A 19,529-nucleotide genomic window follows, 5' to 3' on the forward strand; every position below is an offset into this window, starting at 1 on the left:
ATCAACTGCCGTCGGCGCTGGGCCGACCGCCGACCGCCCTCCGGCAGCCGTCGGCGCTCGGCCGACGCCCTCAGCCGAGCGCCACCGCCCGTACGCACAGGACGTCCGGCAGATGCGAGGCGAGCTGCCGCCAGCTGTCCCCGTCGTCGGCGCTGGCGTACAACTCGCCGTTGCGGTTGCCGAAGTAGACCCCGGCGGGGTCCGCGTCGTCGGTGCACAGCGCGTCCCGCAGCACCGTGCCGTAGTGCTCCCCGTCCGGCAGCCCCTGGGAGAGCGGCTCCCAGCTGCCCCCCGCGTCGGTCGTACGGAACACCCGGCAGCGGTGTTCGGCGGGAACCCGGTCGGCGTCGGCGTTGATCGGGAAGACGTACGCCGTACCACCGCGGTGGGGGTGCGCGACGGCGGTGAACCCGAAGTCGGAGGGCAGCCCCGCGCCGATGTCGCTCCAGTGGTCGCCGGAGTCGTCGCTGCGGAACACGCCCCAGTGGTTCTGGAGGTAGAGCCTGTCCGGGTCGGCCGCGTCCCGGGTGACCTTGTGGACGCACTGGCCGAACTCCGGGTCGGGATCGGGCAGGAAGACCGCCGAGACGCCCTTGTTCGAGGGGGTCCAGCTCGCCCCGCCGTCCTTGGTCCGGAACACCCCCGCCGTGGAGACGGCGACGGTGACGACCCGGGGGTCCCGGGGATCGGTCAGCACGGTGTGCAACCCCTCGCCGCCTCCGCCCGGAACCCACCGCGAGCGGGTCGGGTGCTCCCAGAGCGGCCGGACCAGCTCGAACGACTCACCCCGGTCCTCGGACCGGAACAGCGCGGCGGGCTCCGTGCCCGCGTAGACCACGTCCGGCGCTTCCGGACCCGCCGGATGCAGCTGCCACACGCGCTCCAGCGAAGCCCCGGTGAACTTGGGGAACTTCACCGCCGGCCGGCGCGGCTCGACCCAGGTCTCGCCGAGGTCGTCGGAGTGGAAGACGGAAGGGCCCCAGTGCGCGCTGTCCCCGCCGACCAGGATCCTCGGGGCGTCCCCGCGGGTGTCCACGGCCACCGAGTAGATCGCCTGCGCGTTGAAGTGCGGGCCGGTGATCTCCCACGTCCCGCCGCGTCTGCGGCCGATGAAGAGCCCTTTGCGGGTACCCGCGGTGAGCAGTACGTCAGTCATGGTCCAGGACCTCCCGGGAACGCCGTTGTGCCGGAACACGGACAGTCTGCACCCCGCCACTGACAGTGGCCCCCGCACACGCCCGACGCCCCCGCGCGGCGGACGCCGGGGAGACCGTGCCGAAGCGGGCGGCGCGGGCCCGGTGCGACCGCGCCCCGGACGGGTCCCTCGCCCCGCGCGACGCCGTGGAGGGCGGGGAACCCGGACCGCCGGCCGGCCGGGCGTCCACCGGGCCCGACCCCACCGCACCGCGTCCGCCTCCCCCCGGCGGCCCCGCCCACGGCCCGGCCCGACCGGTGCTGACATGCTGGCGGAGGCCGGACGACGGCCGGACGGGACCGGCGCGCGCCCGGCCGGTGGCCGGGGACACGAGGAGACGACGATGGACAGCGGGATCACGGACGCCGACGGCCGCCCGGCGGTGGTCACGGTCACGGCGCGGGAGTCGGGACCGGCCGCGGCCGCCCCGGGGGAGCCGGCGGGGACGGCGGCGTCCGCGGGCGTGTCCGGCCCGGCCACCGCCGCGGCGGGGGAGCCCGGTACGGCCGCCGGCGCCGCGCCGGCCCTCCGCGTCGGCATCCGGTTCTCGCCCCCCGCCGGTGAGGCGGCTTGGTCCTGCACCCCTGGGGCGGCCCGGGAGCTGGCCGCCGCACTTTTGCGGGCCGCCGAGGAGACCGAGAACGCCCCCGGGGAGCATCCGGTGACGGTCGAGGCGGCCGGACTGCGGCGCGGCGACGTGCGCGACGGCGACCGGGCCATGACGGTGGAGAGCGCCCGCGTCGACGGCTCCACGGTCCATGTCACGTGGCGGTCCGGGGCGGGGCGCAGCTGGACCCAGGCGTACGCCGCCGATGCCGCCGTCACCCTCAAGCGGCGGGGCCCCGAGGGGCGTTGACGCGGGTGGCGCTCCCGCCCGCGGCGGGGGCCACGGCGGAGCGCGGCAGCGACGGGCGCGCGGCGTCGGTAGGGTGAGCCCCGATGTTCACCAAACAGGGGCCCACCGTGCGCGAACTGGCCGTTCAGGCGCTCTCCTCGACGGAGCGCGGGTACGACCTCCTCGCCCCGAAGTTCGACCGGACGCCCTACCGCACCCCGGACCGGGTGCTCGACGCCGTCACCCGGGCGGTGCGCGGGCTCGGCCCCTTCGACACCGGCCTCGACGTCTGCTGCGGCACGGGCGCGGGAGTGGGCGTACTCCGAGAACTGTGCCGGGAGCGGGTGACCGGGGTCGACTTCAGCGCGGGCATGCTCGCCGAGGCCCGTGCCGCTTTCCCGCCCCGGGAGACGGGGCCGGCGGTGCACTGGGTGCGGGCCGACGCCCGCTCGCTGCCCTTCGCCCCCGCCTTCGATCTCGCCCTGAGCTTCGGCGCGTTCGGCCACTTCCTGCCCTCCGAACGCCTCGGCCTCTTCGCCGGGGTCCATGGCTCGCTGCGGGCGGGCGGGCAGTTCGTCTTCCCGATCGGCGCGCCGCCCCCGGTGGGATCGCGCGCGTACTGGACGCTGCTCGGCTTCGACGCGGCCATGCGGGTGCGCAACGCCCTGTGGCGTCCGCCGTTCGTCATGTACTACCGCACGTTCCGGCTCGGCGACGTGGTGGAGGACCTGTCCCGGGCCGGCTTCACCGTGCGGCTGCAACCCCTGCCCGGCCTGGGCGTCCGCCCCGACGGCAGCCCCCGCGCCCGGCTGGTGGTGGCGGCCCGGGAGCACTGAGGGAAGCCGCCTCACGGAGGGGCGTGCCGGCCTGGCCCGCCGCCCGGTCGGAGCCCGCGGGCGCCCGCTGCGGCCAGAGCCCGGGCCGCCCCGGCGCGCGGCCCGCCCGCCGGCCTCGCCCCCGCCCCGCCGCCCGGACGCCCCCGGGGCGGGCTCGCGGCCGGGGTTCCGTACCCCCGCTCAGCGGTCCTCGTCGCGGGCCGCCGCCAGCAGACCGGGCCAGTCGGGGATCTTCACCGGGCCGCGCCCCAGCGAACGCCCCAGCTCCGCCTCCGCGCGCTCGATCGACAGCCAGCCGCTCCACTCCACCGGCCGCAGCCCCCACCCCCGCAGCACGGCCAGCGGATCGTCCGCCGCCGTCCGCCGGGTCAGCGCGGGGGCGTCCGCCAGGAGCGAGGCCACCGTCTCCTTGGCGCAGGAGCGGTTCGAGCCGATCACGCCGGTCGGCCCCCGCTTGATCCACCCCGCCACGTACTCGCCCGGCGAGGGCGACCCGCCCCGCAGCACCCGGCCCGCCGCGTGCGGCACCGTCCCGCGCACCGGGTCGAAGGGCAGCCCCGGCAGCTCCACCCCGCGGTAGCCGACCGCCCGCAGGACCAGCCGCGCCTCGACGTCCTCGTACGCCCCGGTGTCCAGGATCCCGCCCGCGCCGTCCGGGGCCGTCCTGGCGAACCGCACCCCGGCGACCCGCCCACCGCGCTCCAGCAGCTCCACCGGCCGCAGGAAGAACCGCAGCCGGACGCGGCGCGCGGCCCCCGCCCCGCCCGGCGCCGCCGCCCCGCCCACCGGGCCGCCCTCAGCCGACCAGCCGCGCAGGACCTCCAGGTTCCGGCGCACCACGGCGGGCGGCACGGGCGCGCCCGGCGCCTCCTCCGGCGCCGTGTACGCCGGGTCGAGAGCGAGCTCCGCCGGGTCGACGACGACCCGGGCGCCGGGCAGCGCACCCAGCTCCCGCAGCTCCTTGGTGGTGAACCGGGCCTGGGACGGGCCCCGGCGGCCCACGATGTGCACATCGCGCACCCGGCTGCGCTCCAGGGCGCCGAGCGCGGCACGCGGCATGTCGGTGCGGCGCAGTTCGCCCGCGCCGCGCGCCAGGATCCGGGCCACGTCGACCGCCACGTTCCCCATGCCGATCACGACGGCCGAACGCGCCTCCAGGGCGTCCCGGGCGAACGGGTCGGCGCCGATGTCCGGGTGGGCGCTGTACCAGGAGACGAAGCGGGTGGCGGAGTAGCTGCCCGGAAGGCCCTCGCCCGGCACCGCCAGCGCGCGGTCCGCCGACGCCCCGACGCAGTAGACGACCGCGTGGTACAGCTCGGCCAGCCGGGCGGGGGAGACCCCGTCCGGGCCGCCGACGCCGACGTTGCCCACGAAGGCGACCCGGTCGTCCTCCAGCACCGTCCGCAGACTGTTCTGCAGCGACTTGATCTTCTCGTGGTCGGGCGCGACCCCGTACCGCACGAGTCCGTACGGGGTGGGCAGCCGGTCCAGGACGTGCACCCGCACGTCGGGCACGAGGGACTGCTGGAGGAGGGCCTGAGCGGTGTAGACCCCGCTGGGACCGGAACCGACGACGGCGACGGAGAGCACGGCGCACCCCTTCCCGGAGTTCCCGGAGGTTGCTTCCAGCATCGCACCGCCGGGCGGATCCGCACCGTTGCGCAAGCCGTCCGAGTGCTCGTCGCCGGAGGCCGGACCAGGGCATCGGGGAGGCCGAAGCGCACCGGAGCCCGGGCGGCTCAGCCCATCAGCCCGCGCATCCGGTTGATCTCCACGGTCTGCTGGGCGACCACGTCGCCGGCCATCTCCTCGACGAAGACGTCGTTCCCCTCGGTGAGCGCCTCCGTGGCCATGGTGATCGCCCCCTGGTGGTGAGTGATCATCAACTCCAGGAAGAGCCGGTCGAACGCCTTGCCCTCGGCGGCCCGCAACTTCTTCAGCTGGGCCTCGGTCGCCATGCCCGGCATCCCGCCGTGGTCGTGGTGCCGCTCGCGCTTCTCACCGTCGTTCCTCTTCAGCCAGCCTTCCATCGCGCCGATCTCCGGCTTCTGCCCCGCCGATATGCGGTCCGCGAGCCGCTTGACGGTGTCGGCGGAGGCGCGGTCCGGGACGAGTCCGGTCATCACCAGCGCCTGCGCGTGGTGCTGGATCATCATCCGCGCGTAGCGGAAGTCCGCGGAGTTGGCGGTGTCCGCGCCGGCCTCCTCGACGGCTTCCTCGGCGGAGAGCGTCCGCGCGGGTTCGCCCGGTCTGCCGGGCGCCACCACGCCCGGACCGGTGGCCTCGGCCCTGCCCGACGCCCCGTCACCTTTGTCCGCGTCACAGGCTCCCAGGGCGAGGACGGCGGCAACGGCCGCCGCCGCGAGAGCGGTTGAGCGCGAAGCTGCGGACCGGCGATGGATCAACACGGCGACCTCCTGTGCCACAGGGTTTGTTGCAGACCGTCCTAGCACGCTTCCACCGGCCGAAGATCAAAAACTTTTATTACATCTGCGTTGCCATCTGTTGATGTGTACATGGGAGGGACGATACTGCCGGAGATTCATGAACCGTTCGATCCCGAACGGGGATACAAGGGAGGACGCAGTGACCTCGTTGCACACCACCCGCGTGCGGCGCAGACGTCTGGGCGCGGTGGCAGCCGCGGCCGGACTCCTCGCCACGCTGCTGACGGCCACCACGGCGGCCGCCACCCCCGACCCGGGCGACGCCCCGGCCGAGCGGGGCTCCGTCACCAAGAGCGAACAGGCCGAGGCCAGGGCTGCGATAGCCGGCGGTGACATTCCCGGCGTGGACGAGATCGTCCACAGCTCCAACATCAAGCACCTGACGAACGTGCCGAAGGGCGCCCTCCAGGGCCTCAACACGGACCTCGCCTTCCAGGGCAAGTACGCGTTCGTCGGCAACTACGACGGCTTCGTCATCTACGACATCAGCAAGCCGAAGAAGCCCAGGACGGTCTCCCAGGTCCTCTGCCCCGGCTCCCAGAACGACATCTCCGTCTCCGGGAACCTGCTGTTCCTCTCCACGGACTCCTCGCGCAGCGACGACTCCTGCTCCAGCACCTCCCAGCCCGCCACGGAGAAGTCCTCCTGGGAGGGCATGAAGATCTTCGACATCAGCGACAAGCGGCAGCCGAAGTACATCGCCGCCGTGGAGACCGCCTGCGGTTCCCACACGCACACGCTGGTGCCGGACGGCAAGAAGAACGTGTACGTGTACGTCTCCTCGTACTCGCCCAACGAGGCGTTCCCGGACTGCAAGCCGCCGCACGACGGGATCTCCATCATCAAGGTGCCGGTCAAGGCGCCGCAGAAGGCCCGGATCGTCGACTTCCCGGTGCTCTTCCCGGACGGCGGCAACCCGGGAGCGCCGCAGAACCCGGGCGTCTCCAAGACGACCGGCTGCCACGACATCACGGTGCTGCCGTCCAAGGACCTGGCCGCCGGCGCCTGCATGGGTGACGGCCTGCTGTTCTCCATCGAGGACCCCGAGCACCCGAAGATCATCGACCGGGTCCAGGACAACGTGAACTTCGCGTTCTGGCACTCGGCCACCTTCAACCAGGGTGCGGACAAGGTCGTCTTCACCGACGAGCTCGGCGGCGGCGGCGCGGCCACCTGCAACGCGGAGATCGGCCCGAAGCGCGGCGCCAACGGCATCTACGACATCGTCGGCAAGGGCGACAAGCGCAAGCTGGTCTTCCGCAGCTACTTCAAGATCGACCGCCACCAGGCCGACGCCGAGGTGTGCGTGGCGCACAACGGCTCGATCATCCCGGTGAAGGGCCGCGACCTGATGGTCCAGGCGTGGTACCAGGGCGGCGTCTCCGTATGGGACTTCACCGACTCGGCGAAGCCCGAGGAGATCGCCTTCTTCGAGCGCGGCCCGGTCACCCTCGACCAGGTCACCACGGCCGGCCCCTGGTCGGCGTACTACTACAACGGTCACATCTACTCCAGCGACATCGCCAAGGGCTTCGACGTGCTGAAGCTGGAGGACCGGCGCACCGACCCGGCGAAGCGGGTCGAGATGGACGAGCTCAACGTGCAGACGCAGCCGGACTACTTCGACCGCTGATCCGTCGGCCGGTCCTGCGTCCCACGCGTTCCGCGCAGCATTCCGGGGCCGGTGTCTCCGGGCGGTCAGCCGCCCGGAGACACCGGCCCCGGTGCGTGCGCCGCCGGAAATTCATTGACCGGTGAGCCGGGTGGGGACATGCTGGACCCCTGCGACGGCGGGCTCCGCACCACCGCCCCCGACGCGGTCCACGGCCGTGTCCCACGGGGTACGCCGAGGGCGTGCCCGGATCCGGCGACGCGGGGGATCGTCGGATCCGGCGCGATGTCTTCCCGGCCTCCGGCCGGGGGGCCGCCGGGTTCCGGCAGCGGGAGTGCGCCGGTCAGGCGGCGGTGCGGGCGCTCCCGCCGGTGGCGGCGGCCCACTCCACCAGCAGCCGCTGGTACTCCGCCTCGTCCTGCGGCGTCAGGCAACCGCCCGAACGCTGCCACAGGTCGCGGATCTCCGCGTTGACCTCGGCTGCGGAACGGGCGGACACGGACGACGGCATCGGGGACATGCCCACCAGGCTACGGCCACGAGCGCTCCCCGATCCCCCTTTCGGGGCGGGATATGCCTCACACCACGGCCCGGACTCGCCTCCTCCCGGCGGCTCCTCGCCCGGGCCCGGCCCAGGGAACGCAGGCCGTCGGGGAGTTCGGGCGCCGGCCCCGGTGAGCCCGGTCACGTACCGCTCGGAATCGTCCGGTGGAGCGCTGAGGCTCTTCTCACGCAGCACGTCCGCACGCCCCTCCCCGACCGGATCGATACGGAACAGGGCCCGGCGAAACCGGACCGGACGCCTCTGCTCACCAGGAAGCGCTGCTCCTCCGGGGCGCCCCGTACCGGGCGTACCCCAGGGCGCAGCACGCGACGACGGCCACCCCCAGCAGCGCGCCGCCCACGACATCGGTCAACCAGTGCACCCCCAGGTAGACCCGGGTCGCGGCCACCCCGACCGCCGAGACCACGGCGACGGCCAGGGCCGCCCGCCGGATCCCCGCGCCGGCGTCGTACAGCCGCAGCAGCCATACCAGCAGTCCGCAGCTCACCACCGCCGTCATGGCGTGCCCGGAGGGGTACGCGGCGTAGTGGGCGGAGTCCACCGGATCGGGCCACTCGGGGCGCTCGCGGCCCACCACGGCCTTCAGCCCCTGCTGGAGGAGCGAGCCGAGCAGGCTCGTCGCGGCCGTCCAGAGGGCGAGTGCGCGGGCGCCCCGCCACCACAGGACGACCACGGCCACCGCGATCAGGGCGCGCATGGTCCAGGGATCCCACACCCAGTCCGTCAGCACCCGGCTCACCTTGACCAGGCCCGGATCGGTCACCGCGTGCCGGTGGAGGGCCTCGGCGACGGCCCGGTCCAGAGCCATCAGCGGCGACCAGCGCGCCGCCACCACGAGGAGCAGGGCCAAGGCCGCCGCACCGCTGAGGGCCGCGGTCCACGGGGCCGCCGCCGGGCGGGGGGAACGGGCCGGGGAGGGGGAGTGGGGGGAGGACATGGGGTGATCCTCGCGGAGGACCCCGCCGCGGGGCCACCCCCACGACCGGACGCACCGGTGTGTCCCGGTTCCCGGAGTGCTGTCCCGGCGTGGGCCGGGGCCCGGATCGCGGAGCGCCGGGAGGCCGTCGCACGGCGGCCGAGGCGCCCGGGCGCCTCAGCCCAGGGCGCGAAGGCCCGGGACGAAGGCCACGACCACGGGAACGACCGGAACCAGCGCGGCGGCGGCCGTCAGCCGGAGCCTGCGACCCGCCGTCAGCCGATCGACCGGGGTGAGCAACCGGTTGACCCGGCGGGGCACTTCGGCCTGCGGGGTGGGGCAGGGGCCGAACACCCCGCGGTCCTCGTTGAGTCCGACCAGGGCGAGGGCGGTGGTGAGGCGGCCGAAGCGGCGGGAGGCCACGTCGTCGGCGGCCAGTTCGACCAGCCGGTGCATCTCGTCGCGGAACGCGGCGAAGACCGGAACCTGCGGGAAGCCGTTCGCCAGCGCCGAGGAGCAGTGCAGCAGCCAGTCGTGCCGGGCCTGGGCGTGACCCTGCTCGTGGGCGAGCACGGCGTCGAGCTGGCGGCCCTTCAGGCGGCCCAGCGCCGCGGTGGTGATGACGAGTCGCGGAGCGGCCCCGGGCAGCCACCAGGCGTCGGGGCGTTCACCCTCCAGCACCACGAGACGGTCCGCACCGGGCTCCTCACCGGGCATCAGCGGGGCGCGTACCAGCAGCTCCGTCCGGCGCCGCTCGCGTCGCCGCCGGGCCCGCCGGACCTCCCGCAGGAGCATCGCGCCGCTCCACAGCCCGCCGAGCGCCAGCAGCACCGCGATGACCGCCGACCACGGTCCGTACGCGGCCAGCGCGTACGCCTCGACCACGGCGTGCGGGGCGGGGGCGAAGACATGGCCGCGCACCGCCTGCCAGGCGGCGGCCGCGCTGAACGTCATGGAGAGGGCGAACGACACGAGGACCCCCGCCACCACGCACTGCCACACCCACAGGGCCACGACCGGCTCGCGTTCCGGCCACCGGGCGCGTGCCATCACGCGCGGGGTCGCCAGGGCGGTCAGTGCACCGAGCAGGAGCAGCGCGAGGGAGACCAGCATGGCCTCACCCTATGAGCGGCCCGCCGCCCCGGGGTACGGCCCCGACCGGCAAGTGACGCAAGCCACTGCCGTACGGGGCTTCTGTCCCATACTCCGTCTCACAGAGTGAGCAGCATGGCGAACATGCCGATCCCCATCGTCAGCCGGCAGGCGGTCGCCATCTCCGGCCGGCCGCCCACCCCGCCTCCGAAATCTCCCGCGCCGCGCTTCCCGGGGCCCGCGCCACTCGCCGGGCCCGCGCCGCCCGTCGGGACCGCGGCGCCCGTCGGGACCGCGGCGGCCCCGGGCAGCAGGCGGCCGGCCGAGCCCAGGACGTAGAAGACGTAGTAGACGAGCAGCGCCCCGGTCAGCAGAGGTATGCCCCCGGCTCCCGCCGCTCCGTGCCCGGTGTGCTGGCTCCCACCGCTCCCCGCCGCCCCGGGGGCCATCGCCACCGCCATGTAGACCATGGCCAGCGAGCCGACGAGGTGGTGCAGGTGGTGGCCGCCGCGCAGGGCCGGGCGCAACGCCCGCAACGCGGCCGCGCCGAACAGCGCCGCGTACGCCGCCCACGCCCAGTCGGGGGGTGACAGCGCCGCCGCCGGAACGGCCATCGCCGCCATGCCGAACCCCATGAACGCCTCCGAGCGCGCGGTGCGGCGCTCCTGGGGCGTCCCCGTGCGGGCGCGCAGCAGGCAGTAGGCCCCGCTCACCGCGCACAGCGCCATCAGCAGCCAGCCGGCCTGGGCCCCTCCGTGCACGCCGCGCCCCCCGATCCGACGTTCGGCCTTGTTGCAGGTCGACCGGATCGATGCCCGCCGGACCGCCGATGAACCGGGCGCACGGGGGTGTGAAGGAGGTGCGCCCGGTGTGTACCGGGGGCGCTCCGGGTCGCGTTACGCTCAACCGCACGCGCGACGGCGCCAACCGCGACCGTACGTGCGGCAGGGCGAAAGCCCGTACGGCAGCAGAGAAGCAGCGCAGGAACAGCAGAGGAACGGAGCGCCCACCATGGACACCGCCACGCCCCGCGACGCGGCCCGGCTGACCTTCCGCGACGCGACCGGGGACGACGCCCCGGCGTTGGCGGCCCTGATCGAGTCCGCCTACCGGGGCGACTCCAGCCGTGCGGGCTGGACCACCGAGGCGGACATCCTCCAGGGGCAGCGGACCGACGAGCAGGGGGTGCGCGAGGTCATCGACGCGCCGGGGAGCAGGTTGCTCGCCGTCGAGCGCGACGGTGAGCTGATCGCCTGCTGCCAGCTCGAACACCGGGGCGCTGCCGCCTACTTCGGCATGTTCGCGGTCCGGCCCGGCCTCCAGGGCGGCGGACTCGGCAGGCTGATCCTCGCCGAGGCGGAGCGCACCGCGAAGGAAAGCTGGGGGGCCACCGAGATGCACATGACGGTGATCTCGGTGCGCGACGACCTGATCGCCTGGTACGAACGGCGCGGCTACCGCCGTACGGGACAGCTCACGCCCTTCCCGTACGGCGACGAGCGCTTCGGCGTCCCGCAGCGCGACGACCTGGCCTTCGAACTGCTCGTCAAGGAGATCTGAGGCCGGCTCCCCCGGGCGGCCCGGGGCCGGCTCACCGGGCCGACGGGACCACGCGCCCCCGCCCTGACCGCCCGGGGTCTCAGGCCGTGAAGCGTCCGGTGCGGCGGACCTCGGGGAAATCGGTCGTCGCGCCGTCCAGGCCCAGCGCCCGCGCGAGCCGCAGATGGTCCTGGGTGTTCACCACCCAGCCGATCACCTTCACGCTCTCCGCGTGCGCCTGCTCGACCACCTCCAGGGTGAGGCGGCGGATGTTGAGCGCGAGCGTCGCCGCGCCCGCCGCCTTCGCCCGGTCCACCACGTCCGCCCCCCAGCGGCTGGCGATCAGGACCGTCCGCACCCCCGGCACCAGCCGGGCGATCTCCACCACGGCCTCGTCGTGGAACGAGGAGACCTCCACCCGGCCGACGAGGTCGCGCTCCCGGATCACGCCCGCCAGCGCGCGGGCCGCCGCCACGTCCTTGATCTCCGCCTGGAGCGGGGAGGAGACGGCCTCCACCACCTCCTCGAAGACGGGGATCCGCTCGCCCTGACCGGCGTCCAGCCCGCGGAGTTCCGCCAGGGTCATGCCCGCGATCGGCCCGGTCCCGTCCGTGGTGCGGTCCACGTCGGCGTCGTGCATCACGACGAGCGCGCCGTCCTTGCTGAGGTGGAGATCCAGCTCGATGGCGTCCATCCCGCACGCCTCGGCGCGGACGAAGGAGCGCAGCGTGTTCTCGGGCTCGACGCCCATCACTCCGCGATGACCCAGGGTGAGAAATGACAAGGCGACCTCGTTTCCGTCGGCGGTTCCCCGTCGACTGCTCCTGCCCGCGCTGAGGTACGGCGATACGGCACCGGGAAGGGTAGCGGCACCGGACCGTGATGTCCCCCGCCGTGCGGGCCGGGTCGCCCGGCCTCGGGCGGTCCTGCGGGAACTATGGGCCCACCCGGGATACGGCAGGAAAAACAGCGGTGAACATGGGGGTGTGCAGGATGATTTCCAGGGCTGCACTTGTCGGCGGGAGCCCCGCGAGGCTACGGTGAGCCCACGCGAGGTTCTCCCGTGGAGGAAGTGTTATGACGGAAATTCTTGTGCACGACGCCGCCGACGGCGCGATAGCTACGGCCCAGCGGGTGGTCGAGCACCCTGCCTGGCCCGTGCTCAAGGATGCCGTCGAGGAGATCCGTCCCTGGCAGTCCAAGGACGGGTCCATCGACTTCGAGGCCGAAGGAGCTCCCTCCCCGGCCACCGTCGAGAAGACCCTCGACCGGGTGATCGGCGCGGTCGAGGAGCTGTCCCCGCTCCTTCCGCACGACGCCGCCTACCACCGCGCGCTCGTCGCCGACCTGCGCCGCTGGGCCGCCGACGGCTTCCGCGTCCCGGACTTCCTGGACTCGCTGCTCGCCTTCCAGCCCGCGCAGAACCGGATCGACGGCCTCCAGCACCTGGTCGTCTTCGCGATGTACACGCAGAACGGCAACCCCGACCGCAACCTCGAAGCGGTCGTCCTCACGATGGTCTGGCCCGATTGGCTCGCCGAGCTGGAGGCCACCCGCTACGACAACCCGCTCTTCTGCGGCATCGCCTTCGAGGACTTCACCTCCGGCTACGACACCCACTCCGCGGTGCTCTTCCCGGAGACCATCGCCGTGCGCGAGGCCCCCGAGCGGTTCACCTGGGGCGGCATCTTCTGCGACCGCGAGGCAGCCCGCTTCCGCCGCGTCACCGAGGCGGCCGTCGACCTGCTCGGCCTGGAGCTGCCCGACGACATCCGCGAGATGATCGGCGACCAGCGGCGCTGCGAGCAGGCGTTCGTCCTGTGGGACATGGTCCACGACCGCACCCACAGCCACGGCGACCTGCCGTTCGACCCGTTCATGATCAAGCAGCGCCAGCCGTTCTGGATGTACGGACTGGAGGAGCTCCGCTGCGACCTCACCGCCTTCAAGGAGGCCGTGAAACTGGAGTCCGAGGGCAACGCCCACGGCCGTGACGTGCAGTACGCGGTGCTCTTCGACCGGATGTTCCGCTTCCCCGTCTCGGGTGAGCGCGTCCGCAACTACGACGGCCTCGGCGGCCAGCTGCTCTTCGCGTACCTCCACCAGCACGACGTCGTCCGCTGGACCGACAACACGCTGAAGATCGACTGGGACCGGGCCCCGGAGGTCACCAACCAGCTCTGCGGCGAGATCGAGCAGCTCTACCGCGACGGCATCGACCGGCCCAAGCTGGTCCACTGGTTCGCCGCCTACGACCTCGTCTCCGCCTACCTCGCCCCGCACCCGGGATCGCGCTGGGCCAAGGGCCCCGACGCCCTCGACCTCACACTTCCTCCCCGCAAGCTCGTCGACGACGTGCTTCCGGACGAGTTTCCCCTGAGCATGTTCTATGAGGCGCTCGCCAAGAAGCTGAAGCACGTGATTGCCTCTGCCAAGGGAATCACCGCGGCGAACGACGAGCGGGCAGCCGCGTGAACCATTCTCCCGAGGAGGCGGTGGCCATGAACGGAAACGGTACGGGCGAAGGGACGGGTGCGCTCGAAGGGGCCGTCGTCGCGGTCGCCGGAGCGGCCGGCCCCGCCGGACGCGCGACGCTGCTGCGACTCGCCGAAGCGGGCGCGACGGTCGTCGGCTGTGACGCCCACCCCGAACGGCTCGCCGAAGCGGTGGACGCCGCGCGGTACGCCCACGGGGGCGCGACCGTCACCGGCGAGACCGTCGACCTGCTCGATCTCGCCGCCACCCGGGACTGGGCCAAGCGCACCGAGGCGGAGTTCGGCCGCATCGACGGCCTGGTCCACCTCGTCGGCGGCTGGCGCGGCAGCCCGTCGTTCCAGGAGACGGCGCTCTCCGACTGGGACGCCCTGGAGAAGCTGCTCATCCGCACCGTCCAGTCGACCTCGCTGGCCTTCCAGGAGGCCCTGGAGCGCAGTGACCGCGGCCGCTACCTCCTGATCAGCGCCGCCGGAGCCAGCAAGCCCACCGCCGGCAACGCCGCCTACTCCGCCGCCAAGGCCGCGGCCGAGGCGTGGACCCTCGCCCTCGGCGACGCCTTCCGCAAGGCGGGGGGCGAGGACGGGCCGCGTACCGCTGCTGCGATCCTGGTGGTCAAGGCGCTGGTGAACGACGCCATGCGCGCCGAACGCCCGAACGCCAAGTTCGCGGGTTTCACCGACGTCACGGAGCTGGCCGAGGCCATCGCCGCCGTCTGGGACCGACCCGCCCCCGAAGTGAACGGAAAGCGCCTGTGGCTGACTCCGCAACCGTGAGGACCGACGCACGACGGCACCACGATCCGCAGGTACGCGGCTTCGCCAGCGACAACTACGCCGGCGCGCACCCCGAGGTCCTCGCGGCCATCGCCCTCGCCAACGGCGGCCACCAGGTGGCCTACGGCGAGGACGACTACACCGGCCACCTCCAGCGGGTCATGCACAGCCACTTCGGCCCCACCGCCGAGGCGTTCCCGGTCTTCAACGGCACCGGGGCCAACGTGGTCGCCCTCCAGGCGCTCACCGACCGGTGGGGCGCCGTCATCTGCGCCGAGTCCGCGCACATCAACGTGGACGAGGGCGGCGCGCCCGAGCGGATGGGCGGGCTGAAGCTCCTCACCGTGCCCACCCCGGACGGCAAGCTCACCCCCGAGCTGATCGACCGGCAGGCGTACGGCTGGGACGACGAGCACCGGGCCATGCCCCAGGTCGTCTCGATCGCCCAGAACACCGAGCTGGGCACCGTCTACACCCCCGACGAGATCCGCGCCATCTGCGACCACGCCCACGAGCGCGGCATGAAGGTGCACCTCGACGGAGCCCGGATAGCCAACGCGGCCGCCTCCCTGGACGTGCCGATGCGGACGTTCACCAACACGGTCGGCGTGGACGTGCTGTCCTTCGGCGGCACGAAGAACGGCGCGCTGTTCGGCGAGGCCGTCGTCGTGCTCAACCCGGACGCGGTCCGGGCGATGAAGCACCTGCGCAAGCTCTCCATGCAGCTCGCCTCCAAGATGCGCTTCGTCTCCGTCCAGTTGGAGGCGCTGCTCGCCAAGGACCTGTGGCTGCGCAACGCCCGGCACGCCAACGCCATGGCGCAGCGGCTCGCCGAGGGCGTCCGGGCGATCGACGGGGTGGAGATCCTCTACCCGGTCCAGGCCAACGCCGTCTTCGCCCGGCTGCCGCACGCGGTCAGCGAGCGGCTCCAGCAGCGCTTCCGCTTCTACTTCTGGGACGAGGCGGCCGGGGACGTCCGCTGGATGTGCGCGTTCGACACCCGCGAGGACGACGTCGACGCCTTCCTCCAGGCGCTCAAGGAAGAGATGGCGCGGTAGCGCTCAAATAGCATGATTATGCGGCCGACCGGAAATCGATAGACTCCCGGTCGGCCGCTTCGTACGCTCTGCCGTCATGGAGCTGACGCAGCAATACGCGGACCTCGGCGCGTACCTGGCCGCCGACGAGGCCATCGACCACCACCACCCGCGTGTCGAGGCCGCGGCGGCGCGCCTCGCCCTCGACGCCCACGGCGCATACGCATACGCGCGAGCGGCCTTCGAGTTCGTCCGCGACGCCATCCCGCACTCCGCCGACTCCGGAGACGGGCGCGCCCCCTGGCGCGCCTCCGACGTGCTCGCCGCCCGTACCGGCATCTGCCACGCGAAATCCATCGCCCTCGCGGCTCTGCTGCGCACCCGCGGCATCCCGGCCGGCCTCTGCTACCAGCGGCTCGCCGACGACGACGGAACGAACCCGGTGCTCCACGGCCTGGTGGCGCTGCGACTCCCCGAAGTCGGGCGCTGGGCCCGCGTGGATCCGCGGGGCAACAAGCCGGGCGTCGACGCGCGGTTCTCCCTGGAGGGGGAGCGGTTGGCGTGGGCGGTACGCGCAGAGTTCAACGAAGTCGACTATCCGGTAGTCTATGCTGCACCACCCGCGGTGCTCCTCGCGGCGCTGCAAGGCGCCCGGGACCGCTCGGAACTCTGGCGGAACCTCCCCACGGGCCTCTGAACCCGCACGCCCGTGGGCCCGCGCGCCCCGGGCCCCGCGCCACCGCTCGGGACCACCGCACCGGCGCGGCCGCCCCGCCGCAACGCAGTAAGGCAGATGATGACCCTCACGCTCACCGTGTCCGACGAGGTGCGCACGATCGCACCGGGCTTCACCCACCTCGCCGTCGAGGCGCACGGTCTTCGCAACGGCCCCAGCGACGCGCGCAGCTCCGCCCTCCTGGACGACGCCGCCCGCCGACTCGCCGGCCGTCTGAACGGCCGTGCCCCGCACGAGGACCCGCACATGGCGGCCTGGCGCGCCGCCTACACGGCGTTCGGGGCCAAGCCCTCCCGCACCCGCAACTCGGCCGAGGCCCTCGCCCGCCGGGCCCTCACCGGCGACGGACTGCCCCGCGTCAACCGGCTGGTCGACGCCTACAACGCGATCAGCGTCGCCCATCTCGTCCCGGTCGGCGGCGAGGACGCCGACCACATCAAGGGCGGGATGCGGCTGATCCGGGCGACGGGCGACGAACCGTTCCCCACCGTCGCCGGCGGCGAGGAGACGGTGGAGCGCCCCGAGCCCGGCGAAGTCGTCTGGTGCGACGACGAGGGCGTCACCTGCCGCCGCTGGAACTGGCGCCAGGGCGTCCGCACCCGGCTCACCGAGGAGTCCGTCAGCGCCCTGTTCCTGCTGGAGGGCCTCACGCCCATGACCGACGGCGAGCTCGACGCCGCCGGCGCCGAACTCGCCGCACATCTGGAACAGCTGAGCCCCGGGGCACGGATCACCGTCCACGCCCCGAGGTGAGACGGGGCGCGGGCCTGCGGCGGGGCGGCGGTCAGCCCAGCTCGCGCGCCTCGGCGGGCGTCGGGGCCGTACCGCCGAGATGGGCCGGCACCCACCAGGTGTCGCTCGCGTCCTTCGGGCGTACCGGGTAGGCCCGCTGCGCCGCCTCCAGCAGCTCCTGCACCCGCTCCCGCAGCCGCCGGGTGATGGCGCCCGCGTACTGGTCGGCGGGCGCCTCCACGGGCTCGCCGACGCGGATCGTGACCGGGATGTGGCTGCGCCTGAAGTTGCGCGGCCGGCCCTTCGTCCAGATCCGCTGCGTACCCCAGAGCGCCATCGGGATCAGCGGAACCCCGGCCTCCTGGGCCAGACGCGCCGCACCCGACTTGAAGCTCTTCAGCGTGAAGGACTGCGAGATGGTGGCCTCCGGGAAGACCCCGACGATCTCACCGGAGCGCAGCGACCGCAGCGCGTGCGCGTACGCGTCCTCACCCTGCTTGCGATCCACGGGAATGTGCTTCATGCCCCGCATCAGCGGACCGGAGACCTTGTGCCGGAAGACCGACTCCTTCGCCATGAACCGGACGAGCCGCTTCTGCGGAAGGGCGCCGAGCCCGGTGAAGATGAAGTCGAGATAGCTGATGTGGTTGCTGACCAGCACCGCACCACCGGTCTTCGGGATGTGCTCCGAACCCTGAGTGTCGATCTTCAGGTCGAGCGCCTTGAACAGAGTGAGAGCGGCGCCGATGACCGGTCGATAGACGAGTTCTGCCATCGGGGGAAGACCCTTCATTCAGTGGCTGGGGAGGGTTCTCCCCGCGGAAGTTACGCAGCCGTAGGTTTTCGGCATTGTGGCGATGGTGCCCCATGCGCGGGCCGCTGGCCAGTCCCGACGGACGTGGGAGGCGAGATTCTCGTCACGTGTGTATCCGCCGGGAGCTGCGGGAATGCGGGAGGGGCCGCCGGTGCTGACCCGTGGTGAAGAGCTCTGATCAGGAGGCACCAGGTGGACGGCCGGACACATCGGCAGCGGCTCGACGCGGCCCGACTCGGCGCGGAACTCGGGGAGCGGGCGACGCTGGTCCAGTTCTCCAGCGCCTTCTGCCAGCCCTGCCGGGCCACGCGCCGCACACTCGAGGAGGTGGCCGGGATGGTCGAGGGCGTCGCCCACGTCGAGATCGACGCCGAGTCCCATCTCGCCCTGGTGCGGCAGCTCGGCATCACGAGCACACCGACCGTCCTGGTGCTCGATGCCGGGGGCGAGGTGGTCCGCCGGGCGTCCGGCCAACCCCGTACGGTCGACGTCGTCGCGGCGCTGGGCCACGCCGTATGACGGGCCGTGACGCATCTCCCACATTTCGGGACGCCCTTGACCGGGCCCGCCGCGCATCGTCAGTCTGACGTTATGCTGCCAGAACTCCTTCTCCACGGCCGGGTCCATGTGGACCTCGGGCGCTGTGCGAGCGCGCGCTGTCCGGGTGGTTGAGCCCCCGCGGACCCGTACGCCCCCCTCGCAGAAGGTCACCTCCATGACGGCAACACCGGACCTCGCCCCCGCCTCGGCGGCCGCGACCCCCGAACTCCTCCGCTCCGTCTTCCGCCGCCACGCCGCCGGCGTGGCCGTGATCACCGCCGCGGGGGACCGCCCGGTCGGCTTCACCGCCACCTCGCTGACCTCCGTCGCCGCCGAGCCCCCGCTGATCTCCTTCGGCGTCGGCACCTCGTCCTCCAGCTGGCCCGTGCTGTCCCGGGCCGAACACGTCGGCGTCCACATACTCGGTGAGCACCAGCGGGAACTGGCCGCAACCTTCGCCCGCAGCGGGGCCGACCGCTTCGGCCCGTCGACCGACTGGAGCAGTGGCCCCGACGGCGTTCCGCTGCTCGCCGGCGTCTCCGCCTGGCTGGTCTGCCGCGTGGTGACCCGCGTTCCCGCAGGGGACCACCGCATCGTCATCGCCGAGGCCGTGGCGGGCTCGCACACCGGTCCGGGCCGCCCCCTCGTCTACCACCAGGGACGCTTCACGGCTCTGCGAGACTGAGGTCGCGCACGCACAGGTCTGCCGCGTTGGCAAGGTCACAGTGCACACCGCTTGCCCAGGGGCGGGACACTGGATGTACTGGCGAGTAATATCGGCCTCGGAGCCTCGGTCGTCCTGACCGGATCCGGCCCGACAAGGCGCCTATGCTGCGTGCAACAAGGCAGCCCGGAAAAGACGATGCAGTAGGAGAGCCGGCGTGAGCTTGAGGATCGTTGTCTGTGTGAAGTACGTGCCCGACGCGTCCGGTGACCGGCGTTTCGCCGATGATCTGACGGTGGACCGTGAGGATGTCGATGGTCTGCTCTCGGAGTTGGACGAGTACGCGGTCGAGCAGGCGTTGCAGATCGCGGACGGGGCGGACGATGCGGAGGTCACCGTGGTGACGGTGGGTCCGGAGGATGCCCGGGACGCGTTGCGCAAGGCGTTGTCGATGGGTGCGGACAAGGCGGTTCACGTCGAGGACGACGATCTGCACGGCACGGATGTGATGGGTACGTCGCTGGTGCTGGCGAAGGCGGTGGAGAAGAGCGGTTATGACCTGGTGGTCTGTGGGATGGCTTCCACGGACGGGGTGATGGGTGTGCTGCCGGCGTTGCTGGCGGAGCGGTTGGGTGTGCCGCAGGTGACGCTGTTGTCGGAGGTCGCTGTGGAGGGTGGTGTGGTCTCCGGGCGGCGTGAT

Annotated in this window: 21 protein-coding genes; 12 read left to right on the forward strand and 9 right to left on the reverse strand. The window is 73.0% G+C overall.

The window, feature by feature from the left end:
- Positions 1-70 precede the first annotated feature (70 nt).
- Positions 71-1,156: a WD40/YVTN/BNR-like repeat-containing protein gene (locus tag ACH4K1_RS22810; protein WP_398091114.1), complete on the reverse strand. Its 1,086-nt coding sequence runs from the start codon at positions 1,154-1,156 to the stop codon at positions 71-73.
- A gap of 382 nt (positions 1,157-1,538) precedes the next feature.
- On the opposite strand from ACH4K1_RS22810, the gene ACH4K1_RS22815 reads away from it, so the two are divergent.
- Positions 1,539-2,051, forward strand: a complete 513-nt coding sequence (locus ACH4K1_RS22815; protein ID WP_398091115.1) for a hypothetical protein — start codon at positions 1,539-1,541, stop codon at positions 2,049-2,051.
- A gap of 83 nt (positions 2,052-2,134) precedes the next feature.
- On the forward strand, positions 2,135-2,866 hold the full coding sequence (locus ACH4K1_RS22820; protein WP_398091116.1) for a class I SAM-dependent methyltransferase: 732 nt from the start codon (positions 2,135-2,137) through the stop codon (positions 2,864-2,866).
- A 180-nt stretch (positions 2,867-3,046) separates the two neighbouring features.
- Here ACH4K1_RS22820 and ACH4K1_RS22825 read toward each other — a convergent pair whose 3' ends face one another.
- Positions 3,047-4,456 (reverse strand): FAD-dependent oxidoreductase, encoded by a 1,410-nt coding sequence (locus ACH4K1_RS22825; protein WP_398091135.1) that lies wholly within the window; start codon positions 4,454-4,456, stop codon positions 3,047-3,049.
- 149 nt (positions 4,457-4,605) lie between these two features.
- Positions 4,606-5,292, reverse strand: coding sequence for a DUF305 domain-containing protein (locus ACH4K1_RS22830; protein ID WP_398091117.1), 687 nt, complete (start codon positions 5,290-5,292; stop codon positions 4,606-4,608).
- 160 nt (positions 5,293-5,452) lie between these two features.
- Here ACH4K1_RS22830 and ACH4K1_RS22835 point away from each other — a divergent pair, with 160 nt between their 5' ends.
- Positions 5,453-6,946: an LVIVD repeat-containing protein gene (locus ACH4K1_RS22835; protein WP_398091118.1), complete on the forward strand. Its 1,494-nt coding sequence runs from the start codon at positions 5,453-5,455 to the stop codon at positions 6,944-6,946.
- Positions 6,947-7,268: 322 nt separating this feature from the next.
- Here ACH4K1_RS22835 and ACH4K1_RS22840 read toward each other — a convergent pair whose 3' ends face one another.
- The 4 genes from ACH4K1_RS22840 to ACH4K1_RS22855 form a co-directional block, all read right to left on the reverse strand.
- Positions 7,269-7,445, reverse strand: a complete 177-nt coding sequence (locus ACH4K1_RS22840; RefSeq protein WP_199876478.1) for a hypothetical protein — start codon at positions 7,443-7,445, stop codon at positions 7,269-7,271.
- 289 nt (positions 7,446-7,734) lie between these two features.
- Positions 7,735-8,427 carry a phosphatase PAP2 family protein gene (locus tag ACH4K1_RS22845; RefSeq protein WP_398091119.1) on the reverse strand — a complete coding sequence of 231 codons (693 nt, stop codon included), beginning with the start codon at positions 8,425-8,427 and terminating at the stop codon, positions 7,735-7,737.
- Positions 8,428-8,583: 156 nt separating this feature from the next.
- On the reverse strand, positions 8,584-9,519 hold the full coding sequence (locus ACH4K1_RS22850; RefSeq protein WP_398091120.1) for a M56 family metallopeptidase: 936 nt from the start codon (positions 9,517-9,519) through the stop codon (positions 8,584-8,586).
- A gap of 98 nt (positions 9,520-9,617) precedes the next feature.
- On the reverse strand, positions 9,618-10,259 hold the full coding sequence (locus tag ACH4K1_RS22855) for a DUF5134 domain-containing protein (RefSeq protein ID WP_398091121.1): 642 nt from the start codon (positions 10,257-10,259) through the stop codon (positions 9,618-9,620).
- Between the two features lie 250 nt (positions 10,260-10,509).
- On the opposite strand from ACH4K1_RS22855, the gene ACH4K1_RS22860 reads away from it, so the two are divergent.
- Complete coding sequence (locus ACH4K1_RS22860) at positions 10,510-11,058, forward strand: GNAT family N-acetyltransferase (RefSeq protein ID WP_398091122.1); 549 nt, start codon at positions 10,510-10,512, stop codon at positions 11,056-11,058.
- A gap of 79 nt (positions 11,059-11,137) precedes the next feature.
- On the opposite strand, the gene ACH4K1_RS22865 is transcribed toward ACH4K1_RS22860, so the two are convergent.
- Positions 11,138-11,821 carry a glycerophosphodiester phosphodiesterase gene (locus ACH4K1_RS22865; protein WP_398091123.1) on the reverse strand — a complete coding sequence of 228 codons (684 nt, stop codon included), beginning with the start codon at positions 11,819-11,821 and terminating at the stop codon, positions 11,138-11,140.
- 293 nt (positions 11,822-12,114) lie between these two features.
- On the opposite strand from ACH4K1_RS22865, the gene ACH4K1_RS22870 reads away from it, so the two are divergent.
- From ACH4K1_RS22870 to ACH4K1_RS22890, 5 genes are all read left to right on the forward strand, one after another.
- Positions 12,115-13,512 carry a DUF6421 family protein gene (locus ACH4K1_RS22870; protein ID WP_398091124.1) on the forward strand — a complete coding sequence of 466 codons (1,398 nt, stop codon included), beginning with the start codon at positions 12,115-12,117 and terminating at the stop codon, positions 13,510-13,512.
- A gap of 26 nt (positions 13,513-13,538) precedes the next feature.
- Complete coding sequence (locus ACH4K1_RS22875) at positions 13,539-14,306, forward strand: SDR family NAD(P)-dependent oxidoreductase (RefSeq protein WP_398091125.1); 768 nt, start codon at positions 13,539-13,541, stop codon at positions 14,304-14,306.
- Entirely contained in the window at positions 14,303-15,364 is a 1,062-nt protein-coding gene (locus tag ACH4K1_RS22880) for a threonine aldolase family protein (RefSeq protein ID WP_398091136.1), read from the forward strand. Before ACH4K1_RS22875 ends, ACH4K1_RS22880 begins: the two co-directional genes overlap by 4 nt.
- Before the next feature lie 76 nt (positions 15,365-15,440).
- On the forward strand, positions 15,441-16,040 hold the full coding sequence (locus ACH4K1_RS22885) for a transglutaminase family protein (RefSeq protein WP_398091126.1): 600 nt from the start codon (positions 15,441-15,443) through the stop codon (positions 16,038-16,040).
- Positions 16,041-16,139: 99 nt separating this feature from the next.
- Complete coding sequence (locus ACH4K1_RS22890; protein ID WP_398091137.1) at positions 16,140-16,832, forward strand: B3/4 domain-containing protein; 693 nt, start codon at positions 16,140-16,142, stop codon at positions 16,830-16,832.
- A gap of 31 nt (positions 16,833-16,863) precedes the next feature.
- On the opposite strand, the gene ACH4K1_RS22895 is transcribed toward ACH4K1_RS22890, so the two are convergent.
- Complete coding sequence (locus tag ACH4K1_RS22895) at positions 16,864-17,586, reverse strand: 1-acyl-sn-glycerol-3-phosphate acyltransferase (RefSeq protein ID WP_228992076.1); 723 nt, start codon at positions 17,584-17,586, stop codon at positions 16,864-16,866.
- A 231-nt stretch (positions 17,587-17,817) separates the two neighbouring features.
- Here ACH4K1_RS22895 and ACH4K1_RS22900 point away from each other — a divergent pair, with 231 nt between their 5' ends.
- The 3 genes from ACH4K1_RS22900 to ACH4K1_RS22910 form a co-directional block, all read left to right on the forward strand.
- A complete protein-coding gene (locus ACH4K1_RS22900) occupies positions 17,818-18,144 on the forward strand; it encodes a thioredoxin family protein (protein WP_398091127.1) in 327 nt (108 codons plus the stop codon).
- Between the two features lie 196 nt (positions 18,145-18,340).
- Positions 18,341-18,850, forward strand: a complete 510-nt coding sequence (locus tag ACH4K1_RS22905) for a flavin reductase family protein (RefSeq protein ID WP_398091128.1) — start codon at positions 18,341-18,343, stop codon at positions 18,848-18,850.
- A gap of 196 nt (positions 18,851-19,046) precedes the next feature.
- Positions 19,047-19,529 (forward strand): electron transfer flavoprotein subunit beta/FixA family protein (locus tag ACH4K1_RS22910; protein ID WP_398091129.1); only part of this gene is annotated, 483 nt, incomplete at its 3' end.

The organism is Streptomyces sp. NPDC017448, assembly GCF_044330565.1.
Taxonomy (GTDB): domain Bacteria; phylum Actinomycetota; class Actinomycetes; order Streptomycetales; family Streptomycetaceae; genus Streptomyces.